Origin of the sequence: Pseudomonas tohonis (genome assembly GCF_012767755.2) — a bacterium.
GTDB lineage: Bacteria > Pseudomonadota > Gammaproteobacteria > Pseudomonadales > Pseudomonadaceae > Metapseudomonas > Metapseudomonas tohonis.
Window position 1 is genome coordinate 5326270 of sequence record NZ_AP023189.1, and the last position, 21114, is coordinate 5347383.

At 67.0% G+C, this 21114-nt stretch carries 23 protein-coding genes; 12 read left to right on the top strand and 11 right to left on the bottom strand.

Translation table 11 applies throughout. The annotated features are described in order from the left end of the window. Positions 1-49 precede the first annotated feature (49 nt). The 3 genes from HSX14_RS24465 to HSX14_RS24475 all read right to left on the bottom strand — a co-directional run bounded on the left by HSX14_RS24465 (position 50) and on the right by HSX14_RS24475 (position 4146). On the bottom strand, positions 50-2482 hold the full coding sequence (locus HSX14_RS24465; RefSeq protein ID WP_173173009.1) for a TonB-dependent siderophore receptor: 2433 nt from the start codon (positions 2480-2482) through the stop codon (positions 50-52). Between the two features lie 180 nt (positions 2483-2662). Next, positions 2663-3637, bottom strand: coding sequence for a FecR domain-containing protein (locus HSX14_RS24470; RefSeq protein ID WP_173173007.1), 975 nt, complete (start codon positions 3635-3637; stop codon positions 2663-2665). Next, positions 3634-4146: a sigma-70 family RNA polymerase sigma factor gene (locus HSX14_RS24475; RefSeq protein WP_173173006.1), complete on the bottom strand. Its 513-nt coding sequence runs from the start codon at positions 4144-4146 to the stop codon at positions 3634-3636. Before HSX14_RS24475 ends, HSX14_RS24470 begins: the two co-directional genes overlap by 4 nt. A 203-nt stretch (positions 4147-4349) precedes the next feature. Here HSX14_RS24475 and HSX14_RS24480 point away from each other — a divergent pair, with 203 nt between their 5' ends. The 6 genes from HSX14_RS24480 (at position 4350) to HSX14_RS24500 (ending at position 7142) form a co-directional block, all read left to right on the top strand. Further along, on the top strand, positions 4350-5099 hold the full coding sequence (locus HSX14_RS24480; RefSeq protein ID WP_173173003.1) for a tetratricopeptide repeat protein: 750 nt from the start codon (positions 4350-4352) through the stop codon (positions 5097-5099). 122 nt (positions 5100-5221) lie between these two features. Continuing rightward, entirely contained in the window at positions 5222-5356 is a 135-nt protein-coding gene (locus HSX14_RS31440; protein WP_274384306.1) for a hypothetical protein, read from the top strand. A gap of 104 nt (positions 5357-5460) precedes the next feature. Beyond that, entirely contained in the window at positions 5461-5817 is a 357-nt protein-coding gene (locus HSX14_RS24485; protein ID WP_173173001.1) for a CidA/LrgA family protein, read from the top strand. After that, positions 5814-6512, top strand: coding sequence for an LrgB family protein (locus HSX14_RS24490; RefSeq protein WP_173172999.1), 699 nt, complete (start codon positions 5814-5816; stop codon positions 6510-6512). Before HSX14_RS24485 ends, HSX14_RS24490 begins: the two co-directional genes overlap by 4 nt. Before the next feature lie 53 nt (positions 6513-6565). Continuing rightward, positions 6566-6844 (top strand): type II toxin-antitoxin system RelE/ParE family toxin, encoded by a 279-nt coding sequence (locus HSX14_RS24495; protein ID WP_043242561.1) that lies wholly within the window; start codon positions 6566-6568, stop codon positions 6842-6844. 10 nt (positions 6845-6854) lie between these two features. Next, positions 6855-7142 (top strand): HigA family addiction module antitoxin, encoded by a 288-nt coding sequence (locus tag HSX14_RS24500; RefSeq protein WP_173172997.1) that lies wholly within the window; start codon positions 6855-6857, stop codon positions 7140-7142. A gap of 69 nt (positions 7143-7211) precedes the next feature. Here HSX14_RS24500 and pbpG read toward each other — a convergent pair whose 3' ends face one another. Together pbpG and HSX14_RS24510 are read right to left on the bottom strand one after the other, a co-directional pair. Further along, entirely contained in the window at positions 7212-8144 is a 933-nt protein-coding gene (gene pbpG, locus HSX14_RS24505; protein ID WP_173172995.1) for a D-alanyl-D-alanine endopeptidase, read from the bottom strand. A 452-nt stretch (positions 8145-8596) separates the two neighbouring features. Then, entirely contained in the window at positions 8597-8941 is a 345-nt protein-coding gene (locus HSX14_RS24510; protein ID WP_173172993.1) for a hypothetical protein, read from the bottom strand. Between the two features lie 646 nt (positions 8942-9587). Between HSX14_RS24510 and HSX14_RS24515 the strand changes: the two genes are divergently transcribed. Next, the gene (locus HSX14_RS24515) at positions 9588-10175 is read left to right on the top strand and encodes an RNA polymerase sigma factor (RefSeq protein WP_173172991.1); all 588 of its coding nucleotides are present in this window, start codon (positions 9588-9590) and stop codon (positions 10173-10175) included. Between the two features lie 41 nt (positions 10176-10216). Here HSX14_RS24515 and HSX14_RS24520 read toward each other — a convergent pair whose 3' ends face one another. After that, the gene (locus tag HSX14_RS24520; protein ID WP_173172989.1) at positions 10217-10888 is read right to left on the bottom strand and encodes an EndoU domain-containing protein; all 672 of its coding nucleotides are present in this window, start codon (positions 10886-10888) and stop codon (positions 10217-10219) included. Positions 10889-11076: 188 nt separating this feature from the next. On the opposite strand from HSX14_RS24520, the gene HSX14_RS24525 reads away from it, so the two are divergent. The 3 genes from HSX14_RS24525 to HSX14_RS24535 all read left to right on the top strand — a co-directional run bounded on the left by HSX14_RS24525 (position 11077) and on the right by HSX14_RS24535 (position 12951). Then, a complete protein-coding gene (locus HSX14_RS24525) occupies positions 11077-11700 on the top strand; it encodes a hypothetical protein (protein WP_173172987.1) in 624 nt (207 codons plus the stop codon). A gap of 190 nt (positions 11701-11890) precedes the next feature. After that, positions 11891-12511, top strand: a complete 621-nt coding sequence (locus tag HSX14_RS24530; RefSeq protein ID WP_173172985.1) for a hypothetical protein — start codon at positions 11891-11893, stop codon at positions 12509-12511. Between the two features lie 134 nt (positions 12512-12645). After that, positions 12646-12951 (top strand): hypothetical protein, encoded by a 306-nt coding sequence (locus HSX14_RS24535; RefSeq protein ID WP_173172983.1) that lies wholly within the window; start codon positions 12646-12648, stop codon positions 12949-12951. A gap of 66 nt (positions 12952-13017) precedes the next feature. Here the strand turns inward: HSX14_RS24535 and thrC are convergent, their stop codons facing one another. From thrC to xerD, 4 genes are all read right to left on the bottom strand, one after another. Further along, positions 13018-14427 carry a threonine synthase gene (thrC, locus tag HSX14_RS24540; protein WP_173172981.1) on the bottom strand — a complete coding sequence of 470 codons (1410 nt, stop codon included), beginning with the start codon at positions 14425-14427 and terminating at the stop codon, positions 13018-13020. A 96-nt stretch (positions 14428-14523) separates the two neighbouring features. Next, positions 14524-15828, bottom strand: coding sequence for a homoserine dehydrogenase (locus HSX14_RS24545; protein ID WP_173172979.1), 1305 nt, complete (start codon positions 15826-15828; stop codon positions 14524-14526). A 122-nt stretch (positions 15829-15950) separates the two neighbouring features. Next, complete coding sequence (locus tag HSX14_RS24550; RefSeq protein ID WP_111263577.1) at positions 15951-16679, bottom strand: thioredoxin fold domain-containing protein; 729 nt, start codon at positions 16677-16679, stop codon at positions 15951-15953. Between the two features lie 141 nt (positions 16680-16820). Continuing rightward, entirely contained in the window at positions 16821-17717 is an 897-nt protein-coding gene (xerD, locus tag HSX14_RS24555) for a site-specific tyrosine recombinase XerD (protein ID WP_173172977.1), read from the bottom strand. A 76-nt stretch (positions 17718-17793) separates the two neighbouring features. Here xerD and HSX14_RS24560 point away from each other — a divergent pair, with 76 nt between their 5' ends. Beyond that, complete coding sequence (locus tag HSX14_RS24560; RefSeq protein WP_173172975.1) at positions 17794-19626, top strand: cation:proton antiporter; 1833 nt, start codon at positions 17794-17796, stop codon at positions 19624-19626. Positions 19627-19727: 101 nt separating this feature from the next. Next, positions 19728-20402, top strand: coding sequence for a cyclic di-GMP-binding domain-containing protein, MshE-related (locus HSX14_RS24565; protein ID WP_173172973.1), 675 nt, complete (start codon positions 19728-19730; stop codon positions 20400-20402). 51 nt (positions 20403-20453) lie between these two features. Here HSX14_RS24565 and HSX14_RS24570 read toward each other — a convergent pair whose 3' ends face one another. Continuing rightward, positions 20454-20885, bottom strand: a complete 432-nt coding sequence (locus tag HSX14_RS24570; protein ID WP_173172971.1) for an acyl-CoA thioesterase — start codon at positions 20883-20885, stop codon at positions 20454-20456. Positions 20886-21114 lie beyond the last annotated feature (229 nt).

Here is a 21114-nt window from a genome sequence, read left to right on the forward strand (position 1 = left end):
AGCGTCACGCCGTAGCCCGGGCTCCGGCCCGGGGCCTGCTCGGCCGCGATCAATACTCCCAGCGCAGCGAAGCGGTCAGGCTGCGCGGCTCGCCGTAGAGGTCGCTGTAGATGCTGGTACTGGCGTAGTACGCCTTGTCGAACAGGTTGTTGACGTTGAGCGTGCCGGTGAAGTGCTCGTCGAAGCGGTAACGCGCCAGCAGGTCCACCAGGGCGTAGCTGCCTTGGGAAGCCAGGGCCTTCAGGTCCCTGTTCTCGTAGCGGGTCGCGCTTTCCCAGCGCACGCCACCGCCGAGGGTGAGGCGGTTTAGGTCCCCGGTCAGGTCGTAGGTGCTGAACAGCTTCACGTTGTTCCGGGGGAAACCGACGTTCACGTCCACGCCCTGCGGGTAGTAGGTGTTCACGTGGCTGTATGCCGCCTGCACCTGCCAGCCCGGCAGCAGCTCGCCGGCGACTTCCAGTTCCAGCCCCTTGATCTTGATGTTCGCGGGGCGCACCAGCTCATTGTCGAAAGCGTCGTACAGCCCGGTGCCGACGGCGTAGTTGCTCAGCTTGGACTCGAACAGCGCGGCGCTGAGATTGAGCCGGCCGTCGTAGTACTCGCCCTTGGCCCCGACCTCGTAGCTCTCGCCCTCGGTGGGGTCCATGAAGGTGCCTTCGAGGGTCCGGCTCGATTGCGGCTTGTAGATGCTGGTGTAGCTGGCATAGACCGAGTGGTTGTCGTCCAGGTCGTAGACCAGGCCGGCATAGGGCGTGACTTCGCCGTGCTCGCGCTTCTTCAGGGAGGTCGGGTCGTAGCCGTAGTAGGCGGAGCTCTGGTCGACCTTGAAGTAGCTCAGGCGGCTGCCGAGGATCAGCGACAGGTCATCGGTGAGCGTGAAGCGGGCCGTGCTGTACGCCGCGTACTGGCGTTGGCTGTACTCCAGATCGCCAATGCGGTTGAACGGCGGCTTGGAGATGTCGCCACGCCATTGGTAGACGTCGGGAATGGCCGGGTTCCAGCCGCTGCCACTGCGATCCACCCACAGCGGGTAGGCTCCGGTGTTGCTGCGGTAGCGCATGGCGCTGGCACCGACCACCAGCTCGTGCTCGCGGCCGAACAGGCTGAAGGGGCCGGATGCGTAGGCGTCCACCGAGTTCTGCTCGGGCTTGCTCGGCCACTTGGCGAAATACAGGTTGGTGCCCGCGCCGGTCTGCTGGTCGGGGTAACCGTTGCTGCTGAACCAGCCGTACTCGACGTCGTTGTCGTCACGGACGTTGGTGACGGCGACCTTGGCCATCCAGTCGTTGTCGAAGCGATGCTCGTAGGTGCCGAAGATCGAGGTGCGCTGGCGATCCGCGTGGCTCCAATCGGCGGCCGAGTTGAAGGAGCGCTTGAAGTCGGTGCGCTGGCCATTGCTGTAGAACGCCGGGAAGCCGAAGTAGCCGCAGGCATCGCAGTTGCGCACCTGGTAGTCGATGCCGAAGCTGACGGTATCGCGCTCGCCGAGGTCCGCCTCGACGACGCCATAGGCCACCCGACGCTCGGTGCTGAGGCGATCGGTGAAGGAATTGGCGGTCTGGTAGGCGGCCACCAACCGGCCACGCAACGTGCCCTCCTGATTCATCGGGCCCGACACATCGAACTCGGAGCGGTAGTTGTCCCAGGAGCCGGCGCTGCCCTGGATCGAGGCCGCGAACTCGCGGGTCGGGCGCTTGCGCACCATGTTGATGGTGGCGGACGGCTGGCCGATGCCGCTGAGCAGGCCCGTTGCGCCGCGCACGATCTCGACCCGGTCATACACGGCCATGTCGTTGGACTGGCTGCTCATCGAGGGCTCGAACACCGTCGGGATGCCGTCGACCTGGAAGTTCTCGATCTTCATGCCACGGGAAAAGATGCCCACCTCCTCGTCGGAGGAGTTGCTCTTCTTCTTGTAGAGCACGCCCGGGGCCTGGGTGAGGACGTCTTCCAGGCTGACCATCTTCTGGTCGCGGATGCGCTGGCTGGTGATCACGCTGACCGACTGCGGCGTCTCGCGCAGGGACAGCGGCAGCTTGGTCGCGGTGCGGGTCGAACCGGTGGTGTAGGAGCCGGTGCCCTCGGTGGTATCGCCCAGCAACGAGGAGGAGATGGTCGTCGCCCCCAGCTCCAGGGCGCCTTCGGCTGGCGCCGGGATCAATGACAGCGTGCCGCCGGCGGTCACCACCAGCGACAACCCACTCCCCGCCAGCGCCTGCTGCACCGCCTGCTCCGCCGTGAACTGCCCGTGCACCGCCGGGGCCCGCTTGCCGCTGATCAGCGCCGGGTCGGCGGAGAGGGTGCGGCCGCTCTCGCGGGAGATGCGCGCCAGGGTCTCGCCCAGCGGGCCGGTGGGAATGTCATAGCTGCGCACGGCAATCTGGCTGCTGCCGGATTCGGCCAGGGCCACGAGTGGCTGGCCAGCGCTGGCGAACGCGATCGCCAGGGCCAGCAGGCCAGGGCGCAGAAGGGGGGACGACATGAGGGGCTCCTTGTTCCGTGTGTCGGGTTTGCCCTATCCATGTCCAACGAGCCGGGGAAACCCCTCATCGCTCCTGAGAATTTTTTGCATTTGTTGGCGAGGCAGTTTCAGTGGGTCCCCGCGTTCGCGGGGATGACGGTGCCTGCGTGCACACAGGCGGCACTGCCGGGGGATGAAAAATCAGGCGCGGTCGATCAGCGTCAGCCACGGCCCGAAGCGACGCACACGCACCGGCATGGTCTCGGCCAGGGATTGCAGGGCGGCGCCGCTGTCGTCCAGCGGGAACACACCGAACACCCGCACCTGCGCGGCCTCCGGGCTGATGCGCAGCAGGCCGCGATGGTAGGGGCGCAGGGCCTCGACCAGATGGCCCAGGGGCTCGTCATCGACTTCCACGCGCCCGTCCACCCACGCGGCGCGGGTCAGCAGGCTGGCGCTGGCGGGCTGGATGCCGGCGGCCCCGAACCAGGCCGCGTGGCCTTCGCCCAGCTCGCCCTGGCGCCCGTCGAGGCAGTCGATGCGCACGCTGTGCTCCTGCACGCAGACCAGGCTGCGCGCCTCTTCCTGGCGGACCAGGAAGCGCGTGCCCAACGCCCATACCTCGCCCTGGGCGGTGGCGATGATGAAGGGCCGCGCGGCATCGGCGGCGACCGTCACCAGCACCTCGCCCTCACGCAGGCGCAGCAACCGGCGCGAGCCATCGAAGCGGATGTCCACCGCGCTGCGGGCATTGAGGACCAGGCGGCTGCCGTCAGCCAGTTGCAGCGTGCGGCGCTCGCCGGTGGCGGTGTGCACATCGGCGGTGAGGCCCGTCACCGGGGTCACGCGGTTGACCAGCGCAGCACTGCCAGCCCCCAGCACCAGCAACGCCAGGCCGCCGCGCAGGAGCTTGCGCCGCTGCGGCGAATCAGGGGCCGAGAGCGCCCGGCTGGCGGCCCGCAACTGCCCCGGGCTGCGCCCTTCGGCGCCCTGCAGGTCGGCCAGCGGCTGTTGCAGCAAGCTGCTGACCCGTTGCCAGGCGAGCAGGTGGGCCGGGTCGTCGGCCAGCCAGCGCTTGAAGTCCTGGCGGTCGTGGTTGGTCACGCGGCCGGGGTCCAGGCGCAGCATCCAGTCGATCGCGGTGCGGGTGTGCGGGTCGAGTTCGGCGTGGCTCATGGCAGCTCCGGGTGGGCGCTGAGGCAGTGCACGAAGGCACGGCGCAGGTCGCGTTCGACGGTGGCCAGGGACACCCCCAGGAGGTCGGCGATCGCCTGCTGCGGCAAGCCTTCGAGACGGTTGAGCAGGAAGGCGCGGCGCACCCGCTGCGGCAAGCCGTCGAGCAGCCGGTCGATGGCGTCGATGGCCTCGCTCACCAGCGCGATGTCCTCCTCCGAGGGGGCGAACCGCTCGGGCAGCTCCGCGAGGGCCTCCAGGTACGCGCGCTCCACCTTGCGCCGCCGCCAGAAGCTGCACAGCAGGCGCCGGGCCAGGGTGCCGAGGAAGGCGCGCGGCTCCTCCAGCTGCCCCAGCTGGCGCGAGGCCATGGCCCGCATGAAGGTGTCCTGGGTCAGGTCGGCGGCATCCTGCGGGCAGCGCAGCTGGCGATACAGCCAGGCGCGCAGCCAGCGGTGGTTCTCGCTGTAGAGCGTCGCCAGGGAAGCGTTGAGATCCGGAGAGGTGGCCACGTGGGAAGGACCCGGGAATCAAATAAGAATAAGTCGCATTATTGTTGATTCCCCTTCCCGCTGGCAATGCCCGTGCTCGATGCCCGCGGCATCTTCGAGCGATGAGAATCAGGTCACCTGACAGCGATCGGGCGCCGTGTTCTCATAGCATTCCGCCCTCACAGGGCAGCCCCCATCGACTCTCCAAGGGACTGGAAACCGCCATGCCACTGCTCGCCCTGCTCGTCATCGCCTGCCAGGTCACCTGCGGCCTTCACGTCGTCCGTAGCGGCCAGGAGCGCTACTGGCTGTACCTGATCATCGCGCTGCCGGGCCTGGGCTGCCTGATCTACTTCCTCGGCATCATGCTTCCCGACCTGCTCGGCAGCCGCACCGGGCGGCGCACCGTCAACCGCCTGCACGACAAGCTCGACCCCGAGCGCCACCTGCGCGCCCTGCGTGACGAACTGGACCTGCGCGACACCCGCGAAACCCGCGTGCAACTGGCCGACGAACTGCTGCGCCTGGGCCGCGCCGACGAAGCCGCCAGCCACTACCAGGCCGCCCTGCGCGGCATCCACGCGCACGCGCCGGACATCCTCCTCGGCCTCGCCCAGGCTCAGTTCGCCAAGGGCGACGCACAGGGCTGCCGCGAAACCCTCGACCGGCTGATCGAAAACAACCCCGACTACCGCTCCGCCGACGGCCACCTGCTCTACGCCCGCGCCCTGGAAGCCCTGGGCGACACCGCCAAGGCGGAAGAGGAATACCGCGCGCTGTCGAGCTACTACGCCGGCCCCGAGGCCAACTACCGCTACGCCCTGATGCTGCGCCAGCTGGGCCGCCAGCGCGAAGCCCGCGAGCTGCTGGAACAGATCCAGAACTACGCCCGCCGCTCCCCCAGGCACTACCGCAACCTGCACGGCGAATGGCTCGACCTGAGCCGCGACGCGCTGCGTGAGATGCAGTCCTGACGAACGAGCGGCAACGGCACCGCCACTGACTGTTCCGCCTCCGGGCAAAGGCAACTGCACCTGTTCAACGCCCGCCCGGGCAGCTAGCGTGGTGCCGGTCGCCTCACTGCCCTGGGGAACACATGGATCCGGAGTCGCTGCACATCCTGCTGGTCGTAATGGCCGCCATCGGCGTCCACCTCGGCGTGCGCTGGTACATCATCCGCGGACTGGCGCCGGAGGAAGAGCCCGGCAGCGAGGACGACTGGCTGGCCTGACGCGCCGCCTGCTCTGCTTTTCACGCCCGCAACTGCAGCTGTTTCCAGCGCCAGGCCGCTTCCATAGTGATGCCCCTTCGACTCGTCACTCGGAAGGCGTCGCCATGCTGCGCGGGATGTTCCACCTGCTGTCGTTCCTGCTCCTGGGCTCGGCCCTCAATCACTTCCTCTTCCCGCTGTTGCCGGGGCCGGTGCTCGGCCTGCTCCTGTTGCTGGCGTTCCTGGTGATCCGTGGCGAAGTGCCGGGGGCACTGGGCGATGCCAGCGGCCATCTGCTCAAGTACTTGCCGCTGCTGCTGGTGCCGCCAGCGGTGGGGATCATGCTGCACGTAGAGACCATCGGCCGGGACTTCTGGGCCATCGCCGCCGCATTGGTGGGCTCCCTGCTGGTGGGTATCCCGCTGACCGGCTGGCTGATGCAGGTGTTGGTCCGCCGCAGCCGCGAGGGCCGGCCGTCATGAGCGCCGCGCTGCTACCCGGCGTCAGCGACCACCCGCTGTTCCACCTCGCCCTGACCCTGGGCGCCTACCAGCTGGCGCTGCTGCTGTTCGAGAAGACCCGCTCGGTACTGGCCCAGCCGGTGCTGGTGGCGACCCTGCTGGTGGTCGCCGCCCTGCTCGCCTGCGGCATCGACTACGCCACCTACCGCAGCGCCTCGAGCATGCTCTGGCTGCTGCTGGGCCCGGCGACCGTCGCCCTGGCGGTGCCGCTGTACCTGAACCTGCCGCGCATCCGCCAGCTGTTCTGGCCGGTGCTCATCGCGCTGGCCGTGGGCGGCACGGTGACGCTGGCGCTGACCCTGCTGCTGGCCCACCTGCTCGGCGCCGGCCACGCGATGCTGATGACCCTGGCGCCGAAGTCGGTGACCTCGCCCATCGCCATCCTGGTGGCCGAGCAACTGGGCGGCAGCGCATCACTGGCCGCCGTCTTCGTGATGATCACCGGCGTGCTCGGCGCGGCCCTGGGCCCGGCCCTGTTGCACCTGGCACGGGTCACCCACCCAGCCGCGCGCGGTCTCGCCCTCGGCCTCAGCGCCCACGCCGTGGGCACCGCCCAGGCGCTGCAGGAAGGCAGCGAGACGGGCGCCTTCGCGGCCCTCGCCATGAGCCTGGCGGGCGTGGCGACCGCGGTGCTGCTGCCGGTGTTGTTGGGGTGAGGTGCCGGGCGGTGGCTTGCAAAGCGTGACCCAATGGATCACGATCCTTCGCCATGATCAGGAGCTTCAGGCACAAGGGATTACGTCTCTTCTACGAGACGGGCTCGACGAAGGGCATCATCGCGGAGCACGCCAAGCGTCTGTCCCGCGCCCTGTTGATGCTGGAAAACGCCCACGGGCCGGCCGACTTGAATATCCCGGGCTGGCGTCTGCACCCGCTGAAAGGCGATCTGGAGTCCTGGTGGTCGATCAGCATCAGCGGCAACTGGCGCGTGATCTTCCGTTTCATCGACAACGACGTCGAACTGCTCGATTACCTGGACTACCACTGAGGAGGCCGACATGACCCAGCACAACCCTCCCCACCCGGGCGATATCCTCCTCGAGGACGTGCTGCCCACGCTGGGCATCAGCATCGCGGAGATGGCCCGGCGCCTCAGCATCGCCCGCGAAACACTGTCGCGGATCATGCACGGCCACGCGCCGATAAGCCCGGACCTGGCGGTACGGCTCGAACGCGCCGGCATCAGCACCGCGCGCATGTGGCTAACCATGCAGGGCAGCTACGACCTCTGGCAGGCCGAACAACGCGAGCAGCCACCCATCAAGCGCTTCGCCGAAATCGCCTGATCACGACAAGACCGGCAGGGTTGAAACCCGCCGACCTGGATCACTGGACGTGAAGAGCGACGCGCCGGATCAGTTCGGCGTGGCGACCATCTGCTGCTTGCGCGCGCTGTCCTTCTGCTGGCGGTAGGCCTTGGCCGCGACGGGGATGGGGCCGCTCTTGCCGGTTTCCACCCAGCGGCGCATGCGCGTGGCATCGGCGAAGTGGGTGTACTTGCCGAAGGCGTCGAGCAGCACCATGGCCACCTGCTGGTTGCCCATGCGGGTGCGCATCACCAGGCAATGGCCGGCCTCGTCGGTGAAGCCGGTCTTGGTCAGCTCGATGTTCCAGTCGGCCTTGCGGGTCAGGTGGTTGGTGTTGCTGAAGCCCAGGCTATAGCGCGGCTTGACGAAGGTGATGGTCTTTTCCTTGGTGGTGCTGAGCTCGCTGAGCAGCGGGTACTTGCGGCTCTCGACCAGCAGTTGCACCAGGTCGCGGGCGGTGGAGACGTTGTTCAGCGACAGGCCGGTGGGCTCCACGTAGCGGGTGTGCTTCATGCCCAGGGCGCGGGCCTTGGCGTTCATCGCGGCGATGAAGGCGCCGTAGCCGCCCGGGTAGTGGTGGGCCAGGGTCGCAGCGGCGCGGTTCTCGGAGGACATCAGCGTCATCAGCAGCATGTCGTGGCGAGTCGCCTGGCTGCCCAGGCGCACGCGCGAGTACACGCCCTTCATTTCCCTGGTCTGGCTGATGTCCACGTCGAGGACTTCACTCATCGACTGCTTGGCATCGAGCACCACCAGGGCGGTCATCAGCTTGGTGACCGAGGCGATGGGCACCACCAGGTCGGGGTTGTTGGAATAGATGACCTTGTTGGTCTTCAGGTCCAGCAACATGGCGCTGCCGGAAGCGAGTTGCAGCTGCGCCGGGTCGCGCAGGGGCGTGGGGTTCTGGGCGTTGGCGGGGCTGGCGAGTGCCAGGCTGGTGCAGAGGAACAGGGCCTTGAAAAGCGAGGTTCGGATTTTCACGTGACGGGCTACCGGATGAAGATTGGGATGAAGATCGCCGTTGCGAACTGGTCGAGATTATAGAGAACAAAAAGCCCGCCAATTCAGCCCCCAGCGCTCGCCCGCAGGCTTTTTTTTCGCAGCCTGTTCGCGGCGGGAGGGGCAAGCGAAACGGGGGGATCGGGCAGAGATGCCACCGGGAGAAAACGATCGCGAATGAATTCGCTCCCACCAGAGCGACAGGGACATGACCAATGTGGAGGGTGGATGGCGCTTTTTTCATCCACCAGACGGAGTCGAATGCGGCACAGGTTGATACCGGGGCTCCGCTTTGTTCATCCACCAACGACGCCCGGCATGACCTCGATTGGTCGGCCGATGAAGCGCGGTCCACCCTGGGCTGCGGGTACACCCGCGATAGGCCGGCGGCCTGGCATCGCGAGTGAATTCACTCCCACGGAAACAACGACGGGTCACTCGCGGCGGTAGTACTGCGTGGTGCCCTGCCCCGGCACCTTCTCGATGATCAGGCCGTTGGGGTATTCGGTGGTCTGGCGGATGCCGCCCCGCTGCTGGATGTCCTGGCTGCTGTAGCCGGAGCTGCTGCGGGTGGAGTTGATGTCGCTGGGCACGCGCTGCCCGCCGTACACGTCGTAGCTCTGGCTGCGCTGGTAGGTGTCGACGCTGCCGCTGGCGCCGGGGCTGACGTAGGTCTTGGGGATGACGCGGATGGTCTGCTGCCCGCTCGGTTCAGCGGCCAGCGCGGGTATCGCGCCGCTCGCCACCAGGGCCAGCAGCGCACAACGGAAGAGCTTCATGGCCTTACCTCACTCGGGATGGATGCCGATGATACGTCCGTTGGGCAACCGCTCCATGGCTGGGTTCGGGGCCATGGCGGGGTTTCGGATCAATGGTGGGAAAGGCACGGTGGCCGGAATCCTTGGCCAAGGCTTAAGCCCAAGCTACGCCCTGACTCCAGTCCCCCCATTGGACTAGAGCCTTTCGTAGACCACTTCAAAGCCAGCCCGGCCGCAGGCAGCAACGTCGTCGCGATCCGCACGCTCCAGCCGGTTGCGGTAGGCACGTTCAAGGCACCGCCGTTCTGCCGTGCCCTCCCCCATCATGCCCCCGCACCTTCGGCCCACCGCGGGCAGCGTTGCGGGTCTGCCGAAGCGCCAGGCCGTCCCGCCGATGCTGGAGCACGCCATGGACAGCGCTCCGGCTGCCCTGCCGCCAGGCGGCCCGCCGGCCCAGGCCATCACCTTCGACCCGCCGCTCGCGCCCCCGCCACGGCCTTCTTGCACCCGCTCCTGAAATGCCCTCCCCTGTCGCCCGGCCCGATCAGCCCGCCGGCTAGAAACCGCTTCACAAACCCGGGCACGCCTTCGTCCTGCTTGCTTCGACCGGTCTGGCAAGGACTGCCAGTGCAGCACCTCCGCCCCCGGCGTTTAGAAGGATCACGGAATGATTATGGCGAGCAACCTGGACGCGAGCCTGGAGCAAGGCACGCAGAGGACACTGCTATGGAAATTTCTCATCGACCACGAACCGCTGATGCGCAAGCGCTGCCAGCAATTGACGCGCAACCCGCAGGATGCGGAGGACGCGCTCAGCGAGTTGCGCCTGCGCCTGTTCACCCTGCTCTTGCGCGAACCGGGGCGGCTGGAAGGCATCGACAATGTACCGGCCTGGCTGCGCCGGGTGGCCAGCAACCATTGCATCGACCGGCTGCGCAGCACGCCGCTCACCTGCAACCTGGACTGGCTCGACCAGCAGCTGCACGACAACGCGGCCTGGCAGCCGCACCAGTTGGGCCCGGAGCGCCAGGCCTGCCTGCAGGAGGCGGTGGAGGTGCTGGACAAGGCGCTGAACCGGCTGCCACCCAACCTCGGCCAGGCCCTGGAACAGCACTGCATCTGCGGTGTGGAGTATGTGGAGCTGGCAGGCCTGCTGCACGTCAGCGAACCCAACCTGCGCAAGCGCGTGCAACTGGCACGCCGGCAGTTGCGCGACTGGCTGGGGGCGCTGTGCGAGGCGGGTAACGAAGGCTGAGCCGCTGGATGGGAGGCCCGCCCCCTGGGCGGGCCGAACGATCAGAAGTTGCCGATCGGGTAGGCGGTGTTGAGGACCCAGGGGCCACCGCCGATCTGGTTGACGTAGCCGCCGATGGTGAAGGGAGTGCCCGCCTCACCGACGCAGTAGCCCGCCGCCGCCACCGAGGGGGCCGAAGGGCCGGTGAAGAAGTTGGCGCCGGCGCCCGGGCCGATGGCCTGGAACGGATGGGTGTAGGCGTAGCGGATCGATTCGATCACCTGCTGCTGGCTGCAGCTGTCGGGGTAGAAGGTCGAGGCACCGGGCGGGGGCGCCTTCAAGACCATGGCCCCGGCGCCATTGACGATCTGCACCCCCAGCCCGCGATAGCGATAGGGCGCGGGATGCGCTGCGCCGGGCTGCACGAAGAACTGCTGCCCGGCGGTGATCTGCGCGGCGAAGGGCGCCATCGGCCCCACGCCCACGCGTGGGTCATGGCTGTTGGGCCGCGAGTGGAAGCCCACCGCGTTCCCCGCGCCGTTGATCTCGCCGCAGAAGATGTGGCGCTGGTTGATCTGCGGGTTCATCCGGCTGTTGGCAAGCCCCGCGCCTATCTGCACCGGCAGCGGGTTGACCCCGGGCGCACCGGGCGCGCAGTTGATCTGGGCGAGCGCCGGCACGCTGCAGCAGGCGGCCAGCAATCCCAGGGGCAGGGTTTTCTTGAAGCATTCCATGGCGTATCTCCTTCATCTGTCTGGGCGGTAGGTGCCCAGCAGCAATGACGGGAGGCCGCCGCATCCGTGACGCCGGACCACCGCACGGCGGCAGTGCCATGCAGCGTTCACAGGCCGGCGGATGGGCCGTCATGGAAACAGGCCCGGACAGGTGTCGGGGCCGTAACGGAACCAAGGAGAAAGGAACCATGACCACTTTCAACGTGAACTTCGCCGTGGACGACATGGAGGGCAAGACCGTGCTGGTCTTCCTCAAGCCGCAGAACCCGCAGCGCGACTACCGCGTCCACGCCTGGCAGGTGCTCACCGGGTCGGCCGGCGCCACGGAGTCCTTCGACTACGAGGCGGAGATCGAGACGGACGTGAGCAGCCTCGGCGAGAAGGCCGGCAACCAGATCATCTCGGGGCGCCGCGCCATCCTGCCCGGCCAGCTGCTGCAGGCCATCAGCCCCAGCGGCCTGTCGCCGCAGCTGGAACCGGCGTCCACTTCGCTGGCGCTGGAGAAGCTGACGCCCCAGCAGTGCGGCGTGATCAACAAGACCAACCCGTACACCCAGTTCGACAGCAACTGGTACGTCAACGGCCGCCCGGTGGTGACCATGCCCAAGGTCGACTCGCGCATGACCGTGAGCTTCGAGTACGAGCCCAACTTCTACTTCATGGTGGCCACCCCGCCCATGATCGGGCAGACCTACATCGTGCAGAACTTCTCGGACATGACCCGCTACGTGGCGCCCATCACCGCCACCGAGGTGGACGTGACCCTGACCCGCCCGAACGGCCTGTGGACCTTCGACTTCCTCGCCCGCTGACCCGCGCGCAACTGCAGCACAGGAGCCCCCGGCGAGCGATCGCCGGGGGCTTTTCCGTCGGGCAGGCTCCCAGGCTGAAGCCCGGGCTACGATGCGCACAATTACTCGGCAAAGTGGCCGTTCCTGCTCCATCATCAACGCCTGCCCAGGCAGTGGCCGGGGCGACGACGGAACCAAGGAGACAGGGACCATGATCAATTTGCATTTCGCTGTAGAGGACATGGAGGGGAAAACCGTTCTGGTCTTCCTCAAGCCGCAGAACCCTCAGCGCGACTACGACATCCATGCCTGGCGGGTGCTGACCGGTTCGGCGGGGTCCACGGAGCAATTCAGCTACGAGGACCAGATCGAGACCGATCTCTCCAGCTCGGGCGATACCCCGGATGAGCAGATCATCTCCGCACGCGTGGCCGTCCAGCCCGGCCAGTTGCTGCAGGCGGTCAGCCCCGGCGGGCTGTCTCCGCGCCTGCAACCGGCGCCGACATCGCTGGCGCAGCAAAAGCTCACCCCGCAGCAGTGCGGCGTGATCAACCAGACCAACCCCTTCATCCAGTTCACCTGCAACTGGTATGTCGGCGGCCATCCAGTGGTGAGCATGCCCAAGGTGGACCTGAACATGACGGTGAGTTTCGAGATGGTGCCGGGCCAGTTCTACTTCATGGTGGCCTCCGCACCGCTGGCGGGGCAGACCTATATCGTGCAGAACTTCTCGGACATGACCCAGTACGTGGCGCCCATCACCGCCACCGAAGTGGACGTGAACCTCACCCGCCCTGGCGGCTTGTGGACCTTCGAATTCAGCGCCAGCTGAAGCGACCTGGCGAGCGATCGCGGGGCTTCCCGGTTGCATCTGTGAACGGCCATCAATCGGCAACGGGGCGGGGACTGGCCCATGATCAGTGCCCGCCCCGTGAAGGGGGCTCGATGGACACGGGAAGCAGGGATATGAAATACGAAATCAAGATCCGCAATGAGAGCCCGCTGGACAAGGATTTAATGTTCTTTCAGAAAATCCCCCACGGGCAGAACGACCCTCTGAGCACTGCCTGGCAGGTGATCAGCGAAACGCGGCCCCCCCTCAGGGAGATCGACTACCGTATCGACTTCAATGTCCATCCGTCCTACAGCCTCGGCAAAGTGTCCGTGCTTGCACCGGTGGACGGGACGCCCTGGGTGATCTCGCTTAAGCCGGAGAACGGTACGCCGACGTTGCCGGAACAGGACGCGGAGGGGAAAGAGAGCAGCGACTGACCCGGACAGGAGAAACGAAAAAGCCCCTGGCGATCACTCGCCAGGGGCTTTTCATTGCCGTTCAGGTCAGAGCGGCTTGCCGCGGTTGCCGTGGGCGGCGACGAAGCCCTGGATGGTCTTCAGGTCGTTGGCCAGGACGGTGCAGCGTTCCTCGCGCTGGAACAGGTCGGCGAGGTGCGGTGGCAGGGCCGGGACCGCTTCGATGCCGGCCTTCTCCACCGCTTCCGGGAACTTGACCGGGTGCGCGGTGCCGAGGGTGACCATGGGGATGGACGGGCTGCGGCGGCATTCACGCGCGGCGCGGACGCCGATGGCGGTGTGCGGGTCCAGCAGCTCGCCGCATTCCGCGTAGACCTCGGCGATGGTTTCGCAGGTCTGCTCGTCGGTGACGGCGAGGGAGTCGAACAGCTTGCGCGCTTCGGTCCAGCGGTCTTGCTCGACGCTGAAGCCGCCGCCCTGGCGGAAGGTGTCCATCAGGCCGGCGATGGCGGCGCCGTTGCGGCCGTGCAGGTCGAACAGCAGGCGCTCGAAGTTGGACGAGACCATGATGTCCATGGAGGGCGACAGGGTCGGGTGCAGGGTGTCCTTGACGTACTGGTTGCCGCTCATGAAGCGGTGCAGGATGTCGTTGCGGTTGGTGGCGACGATCAGCTGGCTGATCGGCAGGCCCATGTTGCGTGCCAGGTAGCCGGCGAAGATGTCGCCGAAGTTGCCGGTGGGCACGGAGAAGGCCACGGAACGGGCCGGGCCACCGAGCTGCAGGGCCGCGTGGAAGTAGTAGACGATCTGGGCCATGATCCGCGCCCAGTTGATCGAGTTGACCGCGACCAGGCGGGTGCCCTTGAGGAAGCCCTGGTCGGCGAAGCTCGCCTTGACCATCTCCTGGCAGTCGTCGAAGTTGCCTTCCACGGCGATGTTGTGGATGTTCTCGCCGAGGATGGTGGTCATCTGCCGGCGCTGCACCTCGGACACACGGTTGTGCGGGTGCATGATGAAGATGTCGACGTGCTCGCAGGCCTTGCAGCCTTCGATGGCGGCCGAACCGGTGTCACCGGAGGTGGCGCCCATGATCACGACGCGCTCGCCGCGCTTGGACAGCACGTGGTCGAGCAGGCGGCCCAGCAGTTGCAGGGCGAAATCCTTGAAGGCCAGGGTCGGGCCGTGGAACAGCTCCAGCACCCATTCGTTGCCGTTCAGCTGGCGCAGCGGCGCCACGGCATTGTGGGCGAAGACGCCGTAGGTCTCCTCGAGGATCTTCTTGAAGTCGGCGTCATTGATGCTGCCGGCAACGAACGGGCGCATCACGCGGAAGGCCAGCTCGTGGTACGGCAGGCCGGCCCAGGAGGCGATCTCCTCGACGGTGAAGCGCGGCAGGTTTTCCGGTACGTAGAGGCCGCCATCGGTGGCGAGGCCAGCCAGCAGCACGTCTTCGAAGTTCAGGGCCGGGGCCTGGCCGCGGGTACTGATATAGCGCATGGGTACAAACCTTCGGTTTGAGCGGCAAGCTGCAAGTTTCAAGCTGCAAGCGGTACGCCCACTTGCGGCTTATGGCCTGGAGCTTGCCGCTCCAAATTAATTGAGCTGTTCGACGCGGATGCGGACTACGCTGCCGGCCACGTCGTCGAGGGCTTCCAGTGCGGCGATGGCGTCGTTAACGCGCGCTTCGACGACCCGGTGGGTAACCAGGATCATCGGCACCAGTCCGTCCTGCTCTTCGACTTCCTTCTGCATGATGGATTCGATGTTGATGCCGCGCTCGGACAGGATGGTGGCCACCTGGGCCAGTACGCCCGGGTGGTCCTTGGCCTGGATGCGCAGGTAGTAGGCGCTCTCGCAGGCGTCGATCGGGAGGATCGGGTGGTCGGACAGCGAATCCGGCTGGAAGGCCAGGTGCGGTACGTGGTTCTCCGGGTCGGCGGTCAGCGCACGGACCACGTCGACCACGTCGGCGACCACGGCGGAGGCGGTGGGCTCCATGCCGGCGCCGGGGCCGTAGTAGAGGGTGCTGCCGGCGGCGTCGCCGTTGACCATGACGGCGTTCATCACGCCGTTGACGTTGGCGATGAGGCGGTCGGCCGGGATCAGGGTCGGGTGCACGCGCAGCTCGATGCCCTTGTCGGTACGACGGGCCACGCCCAGGTGCTTGATGCGGTAGCCCAGGGCCTCGGCGTAGTTGACGTCGGCGCTGGTGAGCCTGGAGATGCCTTCGGTATAGGCCTTGTCGAACTGCAGCGGGATGCCGAAGGCGATGGAGGCGAGGATGGTCAGCTTGTGGGCGGCATCGATGCCTTCGACGTCGAAGGTCGGGTCGGCTTCGGCGTAGCCCAGCGCTTGCGCTTCCTTGAGCACGTCGTCGAAGGCACGGCCTTTCTCGCGCATCTCGGTGAGGATGAAGTTGCCGGTGCCGTTGATGATGCCGGCCAGCCAGTTGATGCGGTTGGCGGACAGGCCCTCGCGGATCGCCTTGATCACCGGGATGCCACCGGCGACGGCGGCCTCGAAGGCGACGATGACGCCCTTCTCGCGGGCCTTGGCGAAGATCTCGTTGCCGTGCACGGCGATCAGCGCCTTGTTGGCGGTGACCACGTGCTTGCCGTTGTCGATGGCCTTGAGCACCAGGTCGCGGGCCAGGGTGTAGCCACCGATCAGTTCGATGACGATGTCGATTTCCGGGTTGTCGACCAGCTCGAAGATGTCTGCGGTGATGGGGGTGGTACCGGTTTCACACTTCGGATTGGGGCGACGGGCGGCAATCTGGGCAACCTCGATTCCACGCCCGGCACGGCGGGCGATCTCCTCGGCGTTGCGTTTGAGTACGTTGAAGGTGCCGCCACCGACGGTCCCCAGGCCACAGATGCCTACTTTTACCGGCTTCACGCTGAACTCCCCATCTTCACTGCGAAAAACGGCCGGGCATGGTCCCGGCCGTGGAAAAGAGCCGCACTTTACGAAGCGGCTGATTTTTGGTCAATCGATGTGATGCGCGCCGGGAGCCCGTGTTACTTGGCTTCCAGGGCGATCTTGGCCAGCTGCGGAGCCGGTTGGTAACCCGGGATCATCTGGCCGTTGCCGAGGACGATGGCCGGCGTACCGTTGACGCCGATCATCTGGCCCAGTTCGAACTGCTTGGCCACCGGGTTGTTGCAGGTGGCGGCAGGGAGTTCCTCGCGGGACTTGGCCTTGTTCATCGCGGCCTGGCGATCCTTGCTGCACCAGACGCTGACCAGGCTGTTGTAGCCGTGGCTGCCGATGCCCTGGCGCGGGAAGGCGACGTAGCGCACCTCGATGCCGCGGCGGTTGAGCTCGGGCACTTCGCTGTGCAGTTTCTGGCAGTAGCCGCAATCGGTGTCGGTGAACACGGTGATGTGCGCCTTGGCCGGCTCCTTGGGCGCGAAGACCACCATCTCGCTCTCGGGGATGGCGTTGATCTCCTTGGCGATGGAGCGGCTTTCGGACTGCTCAGTGAGGTTCACCGGCTTGCCGTCCTTCACGTGGTAGAGGTAGCCCTGCATCAGGTACTGGCCGTCGGCGCTGGTGTAGAGCATGCGACCGCCCTTGAGTTGCACCTGGTAGATGCCGCTCATGGGGCTTTCACCGATGGATTCGATGGGCAGGCCCAGCTCGAGGCCGTCGAGGGTCTTGCGGATGGCCTGGTCCGGATCGTCGGCAAGGCTGAAGGTGCTGACCAGGCCAAGGGCCATGGCTGCGAAAAGTCGGGTCACGCGCATGGTTACTCCTGTGGAGCGGCGACATTCGGGCGGATGCCGAAGATTATCACAGAAGCCCCGCGGCACCGCGCCAGAGAGCCGAACGGAGGTACGGCGGGGATGTCCGGTGCGCGCAGGGGCCAATCGGGCGGGACGCGCGGCTCAGCCACGAGGATGGTGCTGGGCGTGCAGGTCCTTGAGCCGCGCCTGGGCGATGTGGGTGTAGATCTGCGTGGTGGACAGGTCGGTGTGCCCCAGCAGCATCTGCACCACGCGCAGGTCGGCGCCGTGGTTGAGCAGGTGGGTGGCGAAGGCGTGGCGCAGGGTGTGGGGCGACAGCGACTTGGCGATACCGGCGACCTTGGCCTGGTGCTTGATGCGGTACCAGAAGGTCTGCCGGGTCATCTGCTCCCCGCGCTGGCTGGGGAAGAGCACGTCGCTGGGCTTGCCGTCGAGCAGGAAGGGCCGCGACTCGCGGACGTAGCGCTCGATCCAGGCGATGGCTTCCTCGCCCAGCGGCACCAGGCGTTCCTTGCTGCCCTTGCCGAAGACCTTGACCACGCCCTGGCGCAGGTTGACCTGTTCCAGGGTCAGCCCCACCAGTTCGCTGACCCGCAGCCCGCAGGCGTAGAGGACTTCGAGCATGGCGCGATCGCGCAGGCCGATGGGGTCGTCCAGCTCCGGGGCATCCAGCAGCGCTTCGACATCGGCCTCGGACAGCGACTTGGGCAGCGGCCGCCCGAGCAGCGGCAGGTCCACCTGCAGGGTCGGGTCCTCGGCGATCAGGCCCTCGGCCAGGAGAAAACGGTAGAAGCCACGCGCACCGGACAGGAAGCGCGCGGTGGAGCGCGCCTTGTAGCCCTGTTCGAGGCGCCAGGCCAGGTGGTCGAGGATCAGGTCGCGACCGGCGTGCTGCAGGCTGGCTCCGCGCTCCACCGCCCAGGCGTTGAAGTGCGCCAGGTCGCTGCGGTAGGCGGAGCGGGTATGGGGCGAGAGGCCTTTTTCAAGCCACAGGGCGTCGAGGAAACGGTCGATCAGGGGATGGTCGAGGGCAGGCATGGCGGAACGCTGAGGGGATGAACGGCGTCTAGTCTTCCACAAGCGTCCCGCCCTTCACCAGCGACAAGGAGTCCTGATGGACGAAACCGCAATCCTCCTCGCCCTCGGCGGCATCGGCCTGGCCGCCCTCGGCAGCCAGTGGCTGGCCTGGCGCCTGCGCCTGCCGGCCATCCTCTTCCTGCTGCTCTCGGGCATTCTCGCCGGGCCGGTGCTGGGGGTGCTGGACCCGCAGGCGCTGTTCGGCCCGCTGCTGTTTCCCCTCACCTCCCTGGCGGTGGCGCTGATCCTCTTCGAGGGCAGCCTGACGCTGCACCTCTCCGAGTGGAAGGAAATCGGCACCGTGGTGCGCCGCATGGTCACCCTGGGCGCGCTGGTGACCTGGGCGGTGATCGCGCTGGCAACGCACCTGCTGCTGGGCTTCGCCTGGGACCTGGCGCTGCTGTTCGGCTCGCTGACGCTGGTCACCGGGCCGACGGTGATCGTGCCGATGCTCCGCGTGGTGCGCCCGCGCAGCTCCATCGCCAACATCCTGCGCTGGGAGGGCATCGTCATCGACCCCATCGGCGCGCTGCTGGCGGTGGTGGTGTTCAGCTTCATCGTCAGCCGTGATCAGGGCGGCTGGAGCCAGAGCCTGGGCACCTTCGCCAGTGTGATCGCCTGCGGCTGCCTGCTCGGCGCATTCGGTGGCTGGGCCTTCGGTACGGTGCTGCGGCGCCACTGGCTGCCCGAGTACCTGCAAAACCTGGCGGCCCTGGCCGCGGTGCTGGGCGTGTTCATCGGCGCCAACCTGCTGGTGCACGAATCCGGCCTGCTGGCGGTGACGGTGATGGGCATGGGCCTGGCCAACATGCGCGGGGTGGATATCAAGCCGATTCTGCACTTCAAGGAGAACCTCAGCGTGCTGCTGATCTCCGGGCTGTTCATCCTCCTCGCCGCGCGCCTCGACCTGGCGGCGCTGATCGCCCTGGGGCCGGCGACGCTGGTGCTGCTGGCGGTGATCCAGTTCATCGCGCGGCCGCTGAACGTGGCGCTCTGCACCCTCGGCTCGCCCCTGGGCTGGCGCGAGCGCGCGCTGCTGGCCTGGATCGCGCCACGGGGAATCGTCGCCGCGGCGGTGTCGGCGATCTTCGCCCTGCGCCTGCAGCAGCACGGCAATGACCAGGCCCACCTGCTGGTGCCGCTGACCTTCCTGGTGATCATCGGCACCGTGGTGCTGCAGAGCGCCACGGCCCGCCCGCTGGCGCGCCTGCTGAAGGTCGCGGAGCCGGCCCCTGCGGGCTTCCTCATCATCGGTGCCAACCCGGTGGCACGGGAGATCGGCAAGGCGCTGCAGCAACTGGGCAGCCGCGTGCTGCTCACCGATTCCAGCTGGGAGAACATCCGCGCCGCGCGCATGGACAACCTGCCCACCTATTTCGGCAACCCCACCTCGCAGCACGCCGACGCGCACCTCGATCTGGTCGGGCTTGGCCACCTGCTGGCGCTCTCCCCTTCCAGCGAGATGAACGCCCTGGCCTGCATGCGCTTTCGTCACGACTTCCCCGCCCTGCGCCGCTTCACGCTGCCCAGCGGCGCGGAGAGCCGGCGCACCGACAAGCACCGGGCCAGCGACCAGGTGCGCGGGCGGCCGCTGGGCTCGCCGGCACTGAGCTACCCGCAGTTCGCCAGCAAGCTCAGCCGGGGCGCGGAGATCCGCACGACCACCCTGACCACGAGCTTCGACTGGAACGCCTACCGGGCTCTGAACGGCGACCAGGCGGTGCTGCTGCTGGCCCGTGACCCGCGCGGCTGGGTGCACCTGGCGAGCGCGGAGGCGCCCCTGAAACCGGAGGCCGGCTGGAGCCTGGTGGCGCTGGTCGAAGAGGATGCCCAGGCGCCTGAGAGGCACGGCGAGGAGGCTAAGTCCTAGGCACATAGACAGGCGGTCATGTAAGCCTATCCTTTGTTTGGTGACAGCCTCTTCCTACGGGAGGATGATTTCACCTTGCCACCACTCCACCGGTCACCCCCATGTCGAATCAGCAGAAATCACGCCTTGGCCAGATCCTGGTCAACAAGGGACTGATCACCAGCCAGCAGCTGGACGCTGCCATCAAACTCCAGCTGACCAGCAACAAGCGTCTCGGCGAGGTGCTGATCGAACAGGGCCTGCTGAGCCGCCGGCAACTCGACCGGGCCTTGAAGAAACAGAGCAACCTGCGCCTCGCCGCGACCCTGGTAGCAGCGCTGATGAGCCCCTTCCAGATGGCCAGCGCCGACATCCAGCAGACGCCCAGCGCCATCAGCCAGGAGCACACGCCCAAGGGCCTGCGCCCGCTGAGCGACGCCGAGATGAGTGACGTGAGCGCCCAGGGCCTGGATGAGGTGCTGCAGGGTCTGTTCGTGCAGGCCGAAGGCGGTGACGGCATCGCCACGGTGAAGGCCTTGAGCCGCCTGGTGATGCCGGTGCTCGACAGCCTGGAAGCCGAAACCTCGATGAAGGACGTGGTCTACGACACCCGCCACATGCGCTCGACCGTCAACCCCGACGGCTCGATCAACGTGCGCCTGCCCAGCTCCATCGGCGAGCTGCGCTTCGACAATGTGCGGGTCGCCGGCGCGCCGCAGGGCCAGAGCTTCGGCAGCCTGACCCTGAGCAATATCGATCTCTCCCAGGCCTCGCTGAAGATCGCCCTGCGGCACTGATGGCCAGGCCCGCGACCCGGCTCGCAAGCACGGGCCGGGCCGGCAGCGGGATCAGGCGGCCGCTTCGGCGGCTGACGCCACCTCCGGCAGTACCGGCACCGGGCGCTTCTGGTCGTCGATGGCGACGAAGCTGAACACACCGGTGATGGCTTTCTCGCGGCCGTTCTCGTACATGCTCTCGACGAACACCTCTACCTCCACCTTGAGGCTGGTGTTGCCCACCTTCACCACGCGCCCGACCAGCTCGACGATGGAGCCGGCGGGAATGGGGTGCTTGAAATCGATGCGATCGGTGGAAACCGTCACCAGCGGCAGGCGGCAGAAGCGCGTCGCGCAGATGAAGGACACCTCGTCCATCCAGGCCAGCGCCGTGCCGCCGAACAGGGTGTTGTGGTGGTTGGTGGTCGGCGGGAACACCGCCTTGGTCACGCGGCTTTCGGACAAGGCTGTGCGCCGGGCGATTTCTTGCTCTCTCGGGGTCATGCCACTACTACCTGAATGAAACCAATGTGGCTGCCACCCGTGCGGTGTCTGTTGTCGTTGTTGTGCGCGGTCGGACGGGCAGATCGGTTCCCGATGACCGCAGTTGACGGCCATTTCGCGGGAAAAGCCGTGGGGCGTGCCCCTGCGGCGGCGCGATTATTCCACAGCCCGCTCCACCCCGCAGCCTCACCTCTCGTACTCTGCGCCAGGGCGAAAGGGCCTTTCGCGC